Origin of the sequence: Porphyromonas sp. oral taxon 279 str. F0450 (genome assembly GCF_000292995.1) — a bacterium.
GTDB classification, from domain to species: domain Bacteria; phylum Bacteroidota; class Bacteroidia; order Bacteroidales; family Porphyromonadaceae; genus Porphyromonas; species Porphyromonas pasteri.
On sequence record NZ_ALKJ01000017.1, the window covers coordinates 1 to 14,634 of the forward strand.

A 14,634-nucleotide genomic window follows, 5' to 3' on the forward strand; every position below is an offset into this window, starting at 1 on the left:
TTTATAATAGGTGTGTGCTTTAAGCGAAGAGGGTAGCTTCGACCTGCTCGATGCGCTCCTTGAGAGCGGGCTCGAGGGAGAGGCGGCCTTCGATAGCCTTGCAGCCGTGCATGATCGTCGTGTGGTCGTTGCGGTTCAGTAGCTGGGCGATCGTATTGTAGGACGCGCTGGTGTGCTTCTTCACGAGGTACATCGTGACCTGGCGGGGCAGGGCAAGGACGGCCTTACGTGAGGGTGTGCGGAGCTGTGCCTTCTCGACGCCGAAGACGGAGCAGACGGTATCGAGGATGGACTCGGGTGTCACCTCACGGCGCTCGATGGAGACGGTACCCCCGACGATACGGCGCGTGGCCTCGAGGTCTACTGCACCATGATCGGAGAACTGCGAGTGCGTGATGATCGTACGGATAGCCCCCTCGAGCTGACGGACGTTGTCCTGCATGCTCTCGGCGATGAACTCCACGCACTCTTCTCCGAGCTCGACTCCGCTGTCGGCGACACGGCGCTGGAGGATCTTGCGGCGAAGCTCCAGGTCGGGGCGGTCAATGCGTAGCATCATCGCGCTCTGGATACGCGTCATGATACGCGTCTCCATCCCCTTGAGGTCCACAGGAGGGACGTCGCAGGTGACGATGATCTGCTTGCCGAGGAGGTAGAGGTGATTGAAGATATCGAAGAACGCCTGCTGCGTCTTGGTCTTACCGATGAGCCCCTGGATATCGTCAATGATGAGCATATCCATCTGCTGGTAGAAGTCTACGAACATACCACGCTCGGGACCGCGCATCAGGCTGTCACGGACGAACTGCGCTTCGAACTTCGAGCTTGACACGTAGCAGACACGCATCGTGGGGTGGAGCTCCATAGCGCGCTGCCCAATAGCCTGCGAGAGGTGGGTCTTCCCTACGCCACTGGGGCCATAGATGAAGATGAAGTTCAGCGGAGCCTGCCCAGGGCGTGCGGCCGTAGCTTCAGCGATGCGCAGGGCCTCGCGGTTACAAGCACTCTCGTAGAAGGTCTCAAAGCGGAGGTCGGCACTGAGGTGAGACGTATAGTCTTGTGTGCGCGCCAGCTTAGGCTGAGGTGCAGGCTGAGCCGCCTGGGCGGGTGTCAGGTAGATCTCGAGGCCCTGAGGAGAGAGGATCTCGTTCTGAGCTCGTACGAGTAGGGTCTCATAGGTGCGTACGAGTTCCTCGTAGAATGCCTTCGAAGGGACCTCGAGCACGAGCGCTTCGAAACGCCCCTGCTCATCCTCGCGCGTCTCGATGCCGAGCGGGCGGATGGGGGCGAACCAGCGCTGGAGCGTCTGGGGGTCACAGGAGCCGGCTATGATCTGGAGGCATTGCTTCCAGAGCTGCTCCCCTGAAGAAGGAGGAGTTGTCGTTTGCATGAGGGGTTGCCTTGCGTAGTCGTGGACCAAGGGCATTACTATATTTAGGAGCGAAGCGGGGGCATCGGGCGCGGTGATAGGCGCTCGTGCTGCTGGGCCTCAGTTGCTATGGGGTGAGGAGGTTATCCACAAGGTGGTTTTGCCCTTAATGTGCTATACATTAGTCGTATAGTGTGGTATAGGGGGTGTCTTGTGTGACCTCTTATCTGGTGCAAAGTTTGGCAAAAGTGCGGAGAAAAAAAAACGGCCTTAAGGCTTGCTTTTCTCATACTAATTCTATGGGTTTTGTTCTCAAGCGATTACCACCTTCCTGCAGAAGGAGCTTCTGTGATGTCCTCCTAAGCGCTTATAAATCAAGCGATCTATCCGCTATGCACAGAGCTACTCACAGAGTTATCCACATGATGTCGTCGGGGTAAGATGTTGAGGATAAGTCTTCTTCTTCTTTTGGGACAAAAGATTTCCACAGGTGGGTTACTGCTTGCTTTAGGCGGGGGAGTGCAAGCTTTTCCGCGGAAGAGGGGTGGGGAGGAGTGTAGAAGGATGGCTGTGAGGTGTTGAGGATGGGGTGAGTGCGTGCGGAAGAGGGGTGGGGGCGCGGGTGGTATGGCGAGGGTGAGAGCGTGGCAGGTGGGTGACGCAGGTGGCGAGGTGTGGACATCGACTACCGGCGGTAGTGGTAGTCGATGCCGAAGAGGGCGCCGGCGAAGGTCATCACTTCGCCATAGGCAATGAGGACGCTGGAGTGAATCTCTCCAGGTGGGGCGGTGACGAAGGCTGCACCGAGGAGGAGCATGCCGAAGAGGCTGAGCAGGGTGGCGATGACGAGCTGAAGTGTCGCCTTGGATTTATTCGGTTGCATGGCTTATTGGGCTGATGGAGATGTCGTGATATTCCCTCTGGGCATCGAAGCAGGGGCATAGCTTGATCCATTCGTCAGGGGTGATACGGCCGTCGCCGTTGCGGTCGGGGCTGAGGTCACGGTGGCCGAGGATGGTAGCTTGTGGAGCGAGCGTGTGGAGGTGCGCAAGGAGCTGGCGGAGGGCTGTGTGCTGCTCGGTGGTGCGGGTGTCTGCTGGATGCCCCGCCTCATCTAAGCCACCCTCATAGCAGACGCCGTAGCTTGAGCGGTTGTAGCCTCGTGCGTGAGCGCCTATCTGCTCCAGCGGGCGCAGAGGAATGATAGCGCCCGAGCGACGGATGTAGAAGTGATAGCCTGCCGAGCGGAAGCCACGGGCACGATGGTCACGCTCCAGGGCTTCGGGCGAATAAGATTGGCTGGCGCGCGTGGCACTGCAGTGCACGACGATGTAGCGGATGTCGGTGGGTCTCATCGCTTGGTCCTCCTATAAGTAAGGTAGATGGCTCCGAGAAGGAGGGGAAGGGTGACGCCGAGGGCTAAGGGGCGTAAGGGGCTCGCTGGTGCCTTGTACGACGTGATGGTCTTCCCGCTTGCTTGGGTCGTGGAGTGAAGGCTATCTATCTCCCGTAGAGCGCCCGTGGTGGTCGCCTGATGACGCCCGATCTGTCGGAGGTGGTAGTGCGCTACCCAGCCTGCGCCCTTCGTCTTGGAGGAGGCGGTAGTATCAGTGTGCGGAGGGAGGAGCTGCACGATCTCGGTGAGGTCCAGTGTGAGGGTGTCGAGGGCGTGCTCCTGCTGGGTGGTGTGTAGGGTGCGCTGTAGCTCGCTCGTGGTGTGGCTCTCGGTCGTGCTCTCGCGTGTCGTGCGGTGGTGTGAAGCACAGCCATAGAGCCCGATGAGGAGGGCTAAGGTAAGGAGCCTCGGCTGCAGAATGGTGGTGTACATAAGTCAATCAATAAAGAGGAATACAGCCCCTCTCTGGGGGCGCTCCGCCTACCTTGGGGGAGCGATACAAAGGTAGTAGGGCGGGGTGGGGGCGGCGGTCTTTATTGGTCGTCTTCGTCGGTGATGGCTCGTACCTGCGTTCTCCTTCGGTGGTGTGCGTGGCGGAGGAGGGCGAGGGAGGCGGTGCATCGCCTGACTCTGGTTGGGCTGTGCGGGGCGTGCGCGTGGTGTGCAGTCCCTATGAAGGCACTCGATCGTGCTGGCAAGGTAGCGGAGGGAGCCGTGAAGGGGAGTGCCGTAGGGTATAGTATATATAAGGTTACGCGCGCGCGAAAGGGCGTGGCTTTATAGTGGGGAGATATAAGACTCGGGGGCTACACCATCAGCTAAGTGCTGGGTGTAGCCCCCGAGAGGAATGGTTGCCCTATGGGCGGTGTCGCTTACTTCTTAGCGCGGCGAGCACGGATGACGTGGCGAACTTCTTCGAGCTGCTCTACGCGACGCAGACGTTCGGGTTCGCTCTCTACGAAGAGCTCTTCCTTCTCAGCGGGGCGGACGTAAGCGAGGGCTTCACCCTTGCGGATGTTAGCACCCTGAGCAGCGACCTCAGCGAGGCGGCCGGTGAAGTTCGAGATGACGGGCTCGAAGTAGCCTGCAGTCGTCTGGATGTAGCAGAGAGGCTCACCCGTCTTGATGAAGGTGCCGAGGGCTGGAGCCGTAGAGTAGTCTTCGGGGTCTACCTCCCAGATGATCTGACCGGAGGCAGGAGCTTCGATAGGCTCGGTACCCTGGCGCTTGATCTTCACTGCATCTTCGGCACTGTAGCCCTTCTTGACGAGGGCGTCGGTCTTGGCCTTGTCGAGCTCAGCCTGGAAGCGTTCCTTAGCTGCACCGCTCTTGTAGTCGCGGTACTGAGCTTCGTGCATAGCGAATTCGAAGAGTTCTTCGTCGTCTTCGCCGAGCTCCCAGCCGTTCTCCTTCATCTCAGCGCGGAACTTATCCAGCGCATCGGGGTAGTTGAGCTGAGGATCTTCGGTGGTGAACTCGAAGCCCTTTTCCTTCGCCAGGTCGATGATCTCCTGATCGAGCTTGCCGGGCAGACGGCCAGACTTCCCGAGGATCATACCCCACGTGTTGTTGTCGATAGCCTCCCAGCGGCCCTTGCCGATGGTGAGGTTGTAGACGTTCATCAGAGCGACGTTCTTGACGTACTGGCTGAATGGCGTGACGAGTGGGGGATAGCCGAGGCGAGGCCATACGTAGGCGACTTCGTCGAAGAGGCGGACGAGCAGGTCGTCGACGCTCAGCTCGGGTTCGCCCTTCTTACGCAGGTGCATATTGATACCAGCGTGTACGCCCTTGAGGTCAGCCATCATCGAGCCCATCATACCACCAGGCAGACCGCAACCTACGAGGAGCGAAGAGGTCAGCATGTTCGAGGGGTTGATGAAGTAGCCGAGGAAGTCATCGATGAACTCCTGCGTGAGGGCGCGAGCCTTCATGTAGGCGTCCATGTTGATGTCAGCGACCTTGTAGCCAGCGTCGATGAGCATCTCGCGGATGGTGATGACGTCTGGGTGGATCTTACCCCAAGAGAGGGGCTCCATAGCTACGTCGATGACGTCGGCGCCGTTGTCGCAGACCTCGAGCATGGAGGCTACGGAGAAGCCAGGGCCCGAGTGACCGTGGTACTCGATGATGACCTCGGGGTGCTTGGTCTTGATCGCCTTCACCAGACGGCCGAGGAAGCGAGGACGGCCGATACCTGCCATGTCCTTGAGGCAGATCTCGGGGGCGCCAGCTGCGATGAACTGGTCTGCCAGATCAGCGTAGTACTCGACGGTGTGGACGGGGGAGTGGGTGATACAGAGCGTAGCCTGTGGGATCATCCCAGCTTCCTTCGCGTAGTGGATGGAGGGGATGACGTTGCGGGGGTCGTTGAGCCCGTCGAAGATACGGGTGATATCGACACCCTGGGCCTTCTTGACCTTGTACATCAGGCGACGTACGTCAGCAGGGACGGGGAACATACGCAGGCCGTTGAGACCACGGTCCAGCATGTGCGTCTGGATGCCAGCTTCGTTGAGGGGCTTAGTGAAGGCGCGGACGGCCTTGTTGGGGTTCTCCCCGTAGAGGAGGTTGACCTGTTCGAAGGCCCCCCCGTTGGTTTCGACGCGTGCGAAGCAGCCCATCTCGACTAAGACGGGGGCGATACGCTCGAGCTGGTCCTTGCGGGGCTGGTACTTCCCTGAGGACTGCCACATGTCACGGTAGACCAGGCTAAGTTTGATTTCTCTCTGTGCCATAAGGGTGAGTTATTGATAAGGGATTATTTCGTGTATTATTTCTCGTGTGTGGTGGGCCTACGCTGGCTGGTCATATCGAGTGTGTGTAGCCATTGTAGGGCGATGAGGCTGGCGGTCTCGGTGCGCAGGCGGCTCGCTCCAAGGGTGATGGGCTGGCACCCGCGGCGGGTAGCCTCCTCGATCTCCTCGACGGAGAAGTCTCCTTCGGGTCCGACCATCAGGAGCGTCTTCGCCTCGGGGCGGAAGAAGTGATCGATGGTACGGCGCTCGGGGCCGACGGTGCTACGGCAGTGGGCCATAAGCCGAAGGTCATAGTCCGCTGTCATCTCGAGGAGCTGGGCAAAGGGCACGTCGGGGATGAGGCGAGGAAGGAGGGCCTTGTGGGACTGCTTCATCGCGCTCTGGATGATGCGCTCCAGACGCTCGGCGCTGGTATGCTTGCGCTCGGAGTGCTGGGTGCGGATGAGGTAGACTTCATCCAGACCTACCTCGACCATCTTCTCGAGCGTCCACTCGAGGCGGTCGATGTTCTTCGTGGGAGCGACGGCTACGGCCCAGTGCCCTCTCCAGTACTTCTGCCAGGGCTCCTCGCGCTCTATCGAGAGGAGGCAGTGACGGCGGTCTACGCCTGAGACGCGGGTCTCGAAGAGGGTGCCACAGCCATCGGTGACGAGGAACTCATCGCCTACCTTCGCGCGCAGCACACGTATGGCATGCTGGGCTTCTCCCTCGGGAAGCTGGAGCTCCTCACGTAGGGCTGGGGCATAGAAGAGCGGTAGGTCTTTCATCTTTGTGCTCATTGATTTCCTCGTACCAAAGTTACGCTTTTTACCGCGGAATAAAGAAAGAAAACGGCAATTGCACACTATTCATCTCGGTGTGCTAAGGCATCGCACGCCCAGCTCCCCGATATACCTCTCCGAAGTGACACGCAAGCCCTTCACCTCATCGCGAATATTTCTCTTATCCAGCGGAGGAAAAAGTGTCCTTCTCGTGAAGAAAAAAGTGCCTTCACGTAGTGGTTTTTCTCTATCTACGCACGTAGTCTTAAAGACCAGGTACGCAAATCCAAAGATCCACGTACGTAGCTATTAGATCCACGTACGTAGTCCAAACTTATCTACCACTCGTCCACAACTTTTATCCCTACGTGGAGCAACAAACTAATAGGAGGTCACTTCACAAAGCTATATATGAATCAGTCCAATGCTATATAGCTTCGTCGTCGAACCAGTAGTTGTTTGAGGTGTGAACGAATAGTGGTTTGAGTGCAGACCAATTATAGCTCGGAGCAGTGACTGATATAGGTTGCTTTGCCCCCCTCGAGAAGTCGTGTCCACAACTACTCTTCTCGGGGGCTTAGACCTCCGCTGCTGGAGGTGGCGATATGCCCTCATCGACTCGTCGCAAGGGGCTTCTCTCGGGTACCTCCTCGCATTTCGCTATCTTTGCACCTTATAATAAGGTATATAATCAATACGCATAATGGCCCTACAATGTGGTATCGTAGGCTTGCCCAACGTCGGTAAGTCCACCCTCTTCAACTGCCTCTCCAACGCGAAGGCGCAGTCCGCTAACTTCCCCTTCTGCACCATCGAGCCCAACGTCGGGGTCATCACCGTCCCCGATGAGCGCCTGACAAAGCTGGCCGAGATCGTCCAGCCTCAGCGCATCGTCCCCACGACCGTCGAGATCGTCGACATCGCTGGTCTGGTGAAGGGCGCGAGCAAGGGCGAAGGGCTGGGAAATAAGTTCCTGGCCAACATCCGTGAGACGGATGCTATCCTGCACGTGCTGCGCTGCTTCGATGACGACAACATCACGCACGTCGACGGCAGCGTCGACCCCCTGCGCGACAAGTCGATCATCGACACCGAGCTGCAGCTCAAGGACCTTGAGACGGTCGAAGCCCGCCTGCAGAAGGTCTACAAGCAGGCACAGACGGGCGGTGACAAGCAGGCTAAGCTCGCCTGCGACGTCCTGATGCGCTACAAGGAAGCTCTGGAGCAGGGCCTCAATGCCCGTACCGTCAGCTTCGAGACGAAGGATGAGCAGAAGGTCGCTCGTGAGCTCTACCTGCTGACCAGCAAGCCCGTACTCTACGTCTGCAATGTCGATGAGGCCTCCGCTGTCTCGGGCAATGAGTATGTAGAGCGTGTCCGCGAAGCTGTCGCCAGCGAAGGGGCCGAACTCCTCGTCGTCGCTGCGAAGATCGAGAGTGAGATCGCCGAGCTGGAGACCTACGAGGAGCGTCAGATGTTCCTCGCTGAGATCGGTCTCGAGGAGTCGGGCGTGGCGCGTCTGATCAAGGCCGCTTACAAGCTCCTCGATCTGGAGACTTACTTCACCGCTGGGGTGCAGGAGGTACGTGCCTGGACCTACACCAAGGGCAGCAAGGCGCCTCGTGCCGCTGCTGCTATCCACACCGACTTCGAGAAGGGCTTCATCCGTGCCGAGGTCATCAAGTATGAGGACTTCCTCCACTACGGCAGCGAGTCGGCTGTCAAGGAGGCCGGGAAGATGGCTGTCGAAGGCAAGGATTACGTCGTGCAGGATGGGGACATCATGCACTTCCGCTTCAACGTCTGATGCCCCACTACGACATCATCGTCATCGGGGCTGGCCATGCCGGCTGTGAGGCTGCCGCTGCTGCGGCACGCCTCGGCTCTCATACGCTCCTTATCACGCCCGATATGAATAAGATCGGGCAGATGAGCTGCAACCCCGCTGTGGGCGGTATCGCCAAGGGACAGATCGTCCGCGAGATCGATGCCCTCGGGGGGCGCATGGGGCTTATCACCGACCGCACCTCCATCCAGTTCCGCATGCTCAATCGCAGCAAGGGCCCCGCTATGTGGAGCCCTCGCGCACAGAGTGACCGCATGCGCTTCATGGAGGCTTGGCGTGAGGAGCTGGATAGTGAGCCGCTACTCGATCTGTGGCAGGATACCGTCACGCGCCTCACCCTCGAGGAGGGTCGTGTGCGTGGCGTAGAGACCCAGCTGGGCGTGCACTTCTCTGCCGATGCCGTCATCTTGACCGCGGGGACCTTCCTCTCGGGGCTGATGCACTTCGGTGAGCTACAGATCACGGGTGGCCGTATCTCCGAGCCAGCTACCTACGGTATCTCCGAGCAGCTGCAGGAGGCGGGCATCCGCACCGACCGCATGAAGACGGGTACGCCCCCACGTATCGATGCCCGTAGTCTGCACCTCGATGAGATGGGAGTGCAGGAGGGCGAGGACGATCATCATAAGTTCTCCTACCTCGATACGCCTACGCGCTCGACGCTGCGTCAGCTCCCCTGCTATACGCTCTATACCAATGAGGCCTGCCACGCCGTCCTGCGTGAAGCCCTCGATCGCTCACCGCTGTACAATGGCCAGATCCAGAGTATCGGCCCCCGCTATTGCCCGAGCATCGAGACGAAGATCGTCACCTTCGCCGACAAGGACCGTCATCAGCTCTTCCTCGAGCCCGAGGGCGAGCGCACGAATGAGTACTACCTCAATGGCTTCTCCTCCTCACTGCCCTTAGAGGTGCAGCTCGAGGCCCTGCGACAGATCCCCGCACTGCGTGATGTGCGCCTCTATCGCCCAGGCTACGCCATCGAGTACGACTTCTTCGACCCCACACAGCTGCACCATACGCTCGAGAGCAAGGTCATCGCAGGCCTCTTCCTCGCTGGTCAGGTCAACGGGACCACCGGCTACGAAGAAGCCGCAGGCCAAGGGCTCATCGCGGGTATCAATGCTCACCAGCAGGTGCACGACCTCCCTCCCTTCACGCTCAGCCGCTCCGAGGCGTATATCGGGGTGCTCATCGATGACCTCGTCACGAAGGGCGTGGACGAACCCTACCGTATGTTCACCTCGCGCGCCGAGTACCGCATCCTCCTACGACAGGATGATGCAGACGTGCGTCTCACGCCCCGTGCTGCCGAGATCGGCTTAGCTGCGGAGGAGCGTGTGCGCCTTCTCGAGGAGAAGATCCGTCTGCGCGACGAACTCATCGCCTTCATCTCGGGCTACTCCATCCGTCCCGACAAGATCAATCCTCAGCTCGAGGCGCGTGGGCTCGCTCCGCTTCGTCAGGGCTGTAAGCTCATTGATCTCGTCCTGCGCCCCCAGCTGACGCTCTCCGACCTCAGCGAGATGGTGCCCGCCCTCCGCCGTGCCATCGAGGCCATCCCTTCGCGTCGCGAGGAGATCGCCGAGTGTGCTGAGATCCTCATCAAGTACAGCGGCTATATCCAGCGTGAGCGTGAGCAGGCCGAGAAGCTTGAGCGTCTGGAGTACGTCTTTATCCCCGAGGGACTTGACTATGCCGAGATACAAGCGCTGAGCACGGAGGCACGGCAGAAGCTCGACCGTATCCGTCCCCGCACCATCGGCCAAGCAGCGCGCATCCCGGGTATCTCGCCCCACGATGTGAGCGTCCTGCTCGTCCTCTCGGGCCGCTAACCCACCCAACGACACCGCCCACGCTACCCCTCGGTAGCGTGGGCGGTGTCGTCAGAGGCTTGTATCATTTGGTATAAAAGATTATCCCTACATTTATGATATCATATACCAAGCAAGACAGCTATGCAACAAGAAAGGAACCTACAGAATGCACTCTATGAATGGGCAGAGCGTGTAGTCGGTGTGTACAATCCCATCGCTCGAAAAGAAAGAGTGAACTATTACACACAGTCTAATCTAAGTCTGCTCCATTCATCTCCTGAACTTCTATTGCTTGGGATTAACCCTGGATCGGCTGGTCGTGATGGGAAAGAACTCACTGCGAAAGAATTTCTCCAGGGGAATCCAGACTACCACACGAAGGGCTCGTGGACGATGTGGCAAAGACTGTGTCGCCTGTTCGATCAAGGAAATATGCTTGAGATGCTTCAAAAGGAGGAGTCTCTCGTGTGGAGTAATGTCTTTCATCTTAATTCTAAAAAAGAAAGCGGACTAACCAACCCCATGAAAGCCCCCGAGGTGGTGCGGCTAACACGGGATTTAATACAAATACTCCAACCTCAGCGGGTATTATGTCTCGGTGGAGCGAACTGCCTCTATCAGCTTTTTCCCAAGCACGAGACTACTTTAGAAGCTCTGATTCCAGGCCTACTGTGGTATACGAGAATCGGCTCTACTCCTGTCTACGGCATACCCCATACGAGCAGTTGCTATACCAATGAGCAAACAGATCTGTTAGGTAAGGTCTTAGCATTCCTATTCCATGCTTCTGAGGCTGAGCATACAGCAGAGACAATTGAGTCTAAATTCTCTCTGGAGCTCCGAGCCTATCGGGAGCGCATGAAAGGCAGTAGCGCAAAAGTCTTTCTCCTGGAAGTTGGGCGCATCGTCAAAGAGGAGATCGCTTTAGCGTCATCTGATGATAAAAATGTGATCTACCTCAACGATTACCTTCAAGTGCGCATTGCGGAAACGAAAGATCGCTCGCTGAATATTAGCTATCGAAGCGGCTATAACAAAAGTTGCCCTTTAAAGGATGAGGTTGTAGCGTGCTTGGAGCAGAGGGAAGCTTGGGATAAGAGAAAGTACGTTCCATTTAGGAATCCAGGTGCTCCTGCTAATATTTGCCGTCTCAGATTGGATCCAGACCTCAAGAATTATATCTCCAAAGAAAACGGAGCGTATGAACTTGCTCAACTGATTAGGCAAGAGTTAGAGAGCTTGGCGGATGCGCTTGGTGAGATATTCAAGGATTAGCCTCACATAAACAGCAATTGGGGGATAGAACGCTTGGTTCTATCCCCCAATTGCTGTTTAACCAGTCGAGTGCTCCTTGCTTAGATGCTGTATTTCTGGATAAAGCTCCTGACGGTGCGGCCTTCGGTCTCGTCCAAATACTTCCATGCTCGTTCTTTAATCGACTCAGGGATGCCGTAGAGAGCTTCGGCAATACCTCCGGCGATGCAGCCGATGGTGTCACTATCTCCACCGATGCTGATGGCATTGCGAATGGCATCCTCAAAGTCCTTAGCCTGGAGGGCGCAAATGATGGCCTGCGGTACACTATCTTGGCAAATACCGCCATCACCCTTACCATCGATGCCCTGCCACGAATAGCGTCGCTGCAGTTCTTCGACGGACATCGAGAGGTCGTAACCGAAGTCTCGCTCTATCCGTGCTCGAATGTCCGAAGCCGTATGCCCCTGCCGCGCCAAAAAGATACACAGAGCCGTCGCCTGCGCCCCCTTGATGCCCTCTGGATGATTATGCGTACAGCTCGCCGAGACTTTGGCCGCCTCTAAGACCTCACGCTCGGTCTCAAAAGCCCAGCCCACGGGAGCAATGCGCATCGCACTACCATTGCCACAGCTATTATACGGCTCATGGATGCCTTGGCGTGCAACCTTGCTGCTCCATGCCTTAAACATACCACCGTAGCCTCCCATCGGATAGGGGTACTCCAGGGCATAGCGACTATAATAATGGCTCACATCCCCTCCGTGCAAGAGCCAATCAGCAGTCGCGATACACAGGATGGAGTCGTCTGTACGCTCCATCTCAGGCTGAAAGAACTCAAAGTCCTTCGTCTTGATGTTAGCAAACTCGTAGATGCTTCCTACGATGTCTCCAACAATTGATCCTAACATAGCTGTAGCTCTTGTGTGATTTGGGTGAGGTGTTGTTGATACTTTGGGCGTAGCCTCAGCCCCCTTGCCTGAGAGGTTCTCCGAGGTAGATGCATTTGATGACAGAGGTTTATTCGTATGCCGCTCCGTGCAAAGTTAGCGAGTTCTTCTCTTAGCCCTTACCCCTTGGAGCTTCGGCTTAGAGCTTCGTCGTCGTCCTGCCTTCGGCTTTTTCCCCTAATTTTGTAGTGCTGGTCCTCCACGTGGATGCTGTCGCATCCCGATGACACCGACACCTATAATATATATGTGTATGAGACGAACCGATACATCTGCTGCGCTCTTCGAGCGCGCCTCGCAGTATATCCCTGGCGGGGTCAATAGCCCCGTGCGTGCCTTCCGCTCGGTAGGCCTCACCCCCCTCTATATCGATCACGGCAAGGGCGCCCACGTCTTTGACGTCGATGGCAACGAATACATCGACTACATCAGCTCCTGGGGACCCCTACTCCTCGGGCACGCTTACCCTCCCATCCAGGAGGCTATCCGCCGTGAGCTGGAGAAGGGAACAAGCTACGGGGCGTGCAATGCGCGTGAGGTCGAGATGGCTGAGCTTATTTGCACGAAGTTCTTCCCCTCGGTAGAGCGTGTGCGCATGGTGAACTCGGGGACGGAGGCGACGATGAGTGCCGTCCGTCTGGCACGTGGCTTCACGGGTCGCGACAAGATCATCAAGTTCGAGGGCTGCTACCACGGCCATGCCGATACCTTCCTCATCTCGGCAGGCTCGGGGCTGGCTACCTTTGGTCAGACATCGAGCGCTGGTGTGACGAAGCACATCATCGAGGACACGCTGGTAGCTACCTACAATGATATCGAGAGCGTGCGCCGCACCCTCGAGGCGCATCGTGGGAAGGTCGCTGCTATCATCCTCGAGCCGATCATGGGCAATATGGGGCTCATCCCTCCCGCACCAGGCTTCCTCGAGGAGCTGCGCCGTGTGACGGAGGAAGAGGGCGTGCTGCTCATCTTCGACGAAGTCATCAGCGGCTTCCGTGCTGCCCGTGGTGGTGCGCAGGAACTCTATGGTATTCGTCCTGACCTCACCTGCCTCGGGAAGATCATCGGTGGTGGGCTCCCCGTCGGGGCCTTCGGTGGTCGTGCCGACATCATGGATCGCTTGGCTCCTCTCGGCGACGTCTATCAGGCTGGGACGCTCTCGGGCAATCCGCTCGCACTCGCAGCAGGTATCACGATGCTCCAGACACTTGCCGAGCCGGACTTCTATACCCGTCTTGAGGAGAAGGGACAGGCCTTCGAAGCAACGATCCGTCCTATCCTCGACCGCTACACCGACCGCCTCTCATACAATCGTGTGGGCTCGCTCTCGACGATCTTCTTCACACCCGGTGGCGTGCACTCGAATGCCGATGCTAAGCGCTCCGACACGGAGGCTTATGCCCGCTACTTCCGTGGCATGATCGAGCGTGGGATCTACCTGCCCCCCTCGCAGTTTGAGTGTATCTTCCTCTCGATGGCCCACAGCCGTGAGGACTTCGATCGCACCGCTACCGCTATGGATGAGGTGCTTCGTGAGGTCTTAGGCTAACGGCTCTCCCGCCTATTCATCCCTACCTATCCCTATGCAATACCTACAGCTGACTATCAGCTACCACTACGATAGCGCCACCACGTCCCTTCGTGATGAAGATCTTAGCGACTGGCTCATCGCCGAGCTGGGACCCTTGGGCTTCGATAGCTTTGAGCAAGATGCCTACGAGCTGAAGGCCTTTATCCCAACGGAGCAGTACGACGCTGACGCGACCCGCGAGCTCCTCGATGGCTTTCCCGTCGCAGGCTTCTCCTATACGCTTACAGCGGAGGAGCTGCCCGACATCAACTGGAATGAGGAGTGGGAGAAGAATTACTTCCAGCCCATCCTCCTCGGCGATGGCGCGTGCCTAATCCGTGCGCCCTTCCATGATCCACGTCCCGAGGTGCCTCTGGAGATCATCATCAATCCCAAGATGGCCTTCGGTACGGGCAATCACGAGACGACCTCCCTCGTCGGGGAATGGATCCTCTCGCACGACGTCTCGGGACAGCGCGTCCTCGACATGGGCTGCGGTACGGGTATCCTTGGCCTCATTGCTCTCAAGCGTGGCGCGCGTCACCTCACGGCGATCGATATCGACCCTTGGGCTTATGCCAATGTGCAGGAGAATGCCGCACTCTCAGGCGTCACCATCGACGAAATGCTCTGCGGAGATGCAGCCCTCCTCGAGGGACGCGAAGGCTACGACCTCATCTTGGCGAACATCACGCGCAATATCCTGCTCGAGGATATGCCCCGCTACCGCGAGGTGATGCTCCCTGGCGCACGCCTCATCCTCAGCGGCTTCTACGAGGAGGATATACCGCTCCTGCGTGCTCGAGGCGAAGAGCTTGGCCTCACCTTCGTCAGCAGCGAAGTGCGTCAGCGCTGGATCCGTGTCGAGCTGCTCCTCCCTGCTTAGCCCACGAAAGACGAACATTCACACCC

Annotated in this window: 12 protein-coding genes; 5 read left to right on the forward strand and 7 right to left on the reverse strand. The window is 57.9% G+C overall.

Features of this window, described 5'->3' with window-relative positions; all coding sequences use genetic code 11:
* Positions 1 to 19: 19 nt before the first annotated feature.
* The 6 genes from dnaA to HMPREF1323_RS03710 all read right to left on the reverse strand — a co-directional run bounded on the left by dnaA (position 20) and on the right by HMPREF1323_RS03710 (position 6,303).
* On the reverse strand, positions 20 to 1,390 hold the full coding sequence (dnaA, locus tag HMPREF1323_RS03685; protein WP_009432850.1) for a chromosomal replication initiator protein DnaA: 1,371 nt from the start codon (positions 1,388 to 1,390) through the stop codon (positions 20 to 22).
* 664 nt (positions 1,391 to 2,054) lie between these two features.
* Positions 2,055 to 2,252 (reverse strand): hypothetical protein, encoded by a 198-nt coding sequence (locus tag HMPREF1323_RS03690; RefSeq protein WP_009432862.1) that lies wholly within the window; start codon positions 2,250 to 2,252, stop codon positions 2,055 to 2,057.
* Positions 2,239 to 2,724 carry an N-acetylmuramoyl-L-alanine amidase gene (locus HMPREF1323_RS03695; protein ID WP_009432830.1) on the reverse strand — a complete coding sequence of 162 codons (486 nt, stop codon included), beginning with the start codon at positions 2,722 to 2,724 and terminating at the stop codon, positions 2,239 to 2,241. The genes HMPREF1323_RS03690 and HMPREF1323_RS03695 overlap by 14 nt, the downstream gene beginning before the upstream one ends.
* Positions 2,721 to 3,197 carry a hypothetical protein gene (locus HMPREF1323_RS08970; RefSeq protein WP_009432840.1) on the reverse strand — a complete coding sequence of 159 codons (477 nt, stop codon included), beginning with the start codon at positions 3,195 to 3,197 and terminating at the stop codon, positions 2,721 to 2,723. The genes HMPREF1323_RS03695 and HMPREF1323_RS08970 overlap by 4 nt, the downstream gene beginning before the upstream one ends.
* A gap of 440 nt (positions 3,198 to 3,637) precedes the next feature.
* A complete protein-coding gene (locus HMPREF1323_RS03705) occupies positions 3,638 to 5,503 on the reverse strand; it encodes an oxaloacetate decarboxylase (RefSeq protein ID WP_009432845.1) in 1,866 nt (621 codons plus the stop codon).
* Between the two features lie 35 nt (positions 5,504 to 5,538).
* Positions 5,539 to 6,303, reverse strand: coding sequence for an RsmE family RNA methyltransferase (locus HMPREF1323_RS03710; protein ID WP_232203981.1), 765 nt, complete (start codon positions 6,301 to 6,303; stop codon positions 5,539 to 5,541).
* Positions 6,304 to 6,988: 685 nt separating this feature from the next.
* Here HMPREF1323_RS03710 and ychF point away from each other — a divergent pair.
* From ychF to HMPREF1323_RS03725, 3 genes are all read left to right on the forward strand, one after another.
* A complete protein-coding gene (ychF, locus tag HMPREF1323_RS03715; protein ID WP_009432847.1) occupies positions 6,989 to 8,092 on the forward strand; it encodes a redox-regulated ATPase YchF in 1,104 nt (367 codons plus the stop codon).
* Positions 8,092 to 9,966, forward strand: coding sequence for a tRNA uridine-5-carboxymethylaminomethyl(34) synthesis enzyme MnmG (gene mnmG / locus HMPREF1323_RS03720; RefSeq protein WP_009432829.1), 1,875 nt, complete (start codon positions 8,092 to 8,094; stop codon positions 9,964 to 9,966). Before ychF ends, mnmG begins: the two co-directional genes overlap by 1 nt.
* A 123-nt stretch (positions 9,967 to 10,089) precedes the next feature.
* Positions 10,090 to 11,223, forward strand: coding sequence for a hypothetical protein (locus tag HMPREF1323_RS03725; RefSeq protein WP_009432860.1), 1,134 nt, complete (start codon positions 10,090 to 10,092; stop codon positions 11,221 to 11,223).
* A gap of 80 nt (positions 11,224 to 11,303) precedes the next feature.
* On the opposite strand, the gene HMPREF1323_RS03730 is transcribed toward HMPREF1323_RS03725, so the two are convergent.
* A complete protein-coding gene (locus HMPREF1323_RS03730; protein ID WP_009432834.1) occupies positions 11,304 to 12,113 on the reverse strand; it encodes an ADP-ribosylglycohydrolase family protein in 810 nt (269 codons plus the stop codon).
* Positions 12,114 to 12,405: 292 nt separating this feature from the next.
* On the opposite strand from HMPREF1323_RS03730, the gene hemL reads away from it, so the two are divergent.
* Both hemL and prmA read left to right on the forward strand, forming a co-directional pair.
* Positions 12,406 to 13,701 (forward strand): glutamate-1-semialdehyde 2,1-aminomutase, encoded by a 1,296-nt coding sequence (gene hemL, locus HMPREF1323_RS03735; RefSeq protein ID WP_009432854.1) that lies wholly within the window; start codon positions 12,406 to 12,408, stop codon positions 13,699 to 13,701.
* A 34-nt stretch (positions 13,702 to 13,735) separates the two neighbouring features.
* Entirely contained in the window at positions 13,736 to 14,608 is an 873-nt protein-coding gene (gene prmA / locus HMPREF1323_RS03740) for a 50S ribosomal protein L11 methyltransferase (RefSeq protein WP_009432843.1), read from the forward strand.
* Positions 14,609 to 14,634 lie beyond the last annotated feature (26 nt).

Excerpts from the sequence above, each read along its gene's own strand:
- HMPREF1323_RS03725 (WP_009432860.1), top strand. The coding sequence starts at position 10,090 with ATGCAACAAGAAAGGAACCTACAGAATGCACTCTATGAATGGGCAGAG.
- HMPREF1323_RS08970 (WP_009432840.1), bottom strand. The coding sequence starts at position 3,197 with ATGTACACCACCATTCTGCAGCCGAGGCTCCTTACCTTAGCCCTCCTC.
- HMPREF1323_RS03710 (WP_232203981.1), bottom strand. The coding sequence starts at position 6,303 with ATGAGCACAAAGATGAAAGACCTACCGCTCTTCTATGCCCCAGCCCTA.
- hemL (WP_009432854.1), top strand. The coding sequence starts at position 12,406 with ATGAGACGAACCGATACATCTGCTGCGCTCTTCGAGCGCGCCTCGCAG.
- mnmG (WP_009432829.1), top strand. The coding sequence starts at position 8,092 with ATGCCCCACTACGACATCATCGTCATCGGGGCTGGCCATGCCGGCTGT.
- HMPREF1323_RS03690 (WP_009432862.1), bottom strand. The coding sequence starts at position 2,252 with ATGCAACCGAATAAATCCAAGGCGACACTTCAGCTCGTCATCGCCACC.
- HMPREF1323_RS03695 (WP_009432830.1), bottom strand. The coding sequence starts at position 2,724 with ATGAGACCCACCGACATCCGCTACATCGTCGTGCACTGCAGTGCCACG.
- HMPREF1323_RS03705 (WP_009432845.1), bottom strand. The coding sequence starts at position 5,503 with ATGGCACAGAGAGAAATCAAACTTAGCCTGGTCTACCGTGACATGTGG.
- ychF (WP_009432847.1), top strand. The coding sequence starts at position 6,989 with ATGGCCCTACAATGTGGTATCGTAGGCTTGCCCAACGTCGGTAAGTCC.
- dnaA (WP_009432850.1), bottom strand. The coding sequence starts at position 1,390 with ATGCAAACGACAACTCCTCCTTCTTCAGGGGAGCAGCTCTGGAAGCAA.
- HMPREF1323_RS03730 (WP_009432834.1), bottom strand. The coding sequence starts at position 12,113 with ATGTTAGGATCAATTGTTGGAGACATCGTAGGAAGCATCTACGAGTTT.
- prmA (WP_009432843.1), top strand. The coding sequence starts at position 13,736 with ATGCAATACCTACAGCTGACTATCAGCTACCACTACGATAGCGCCACC.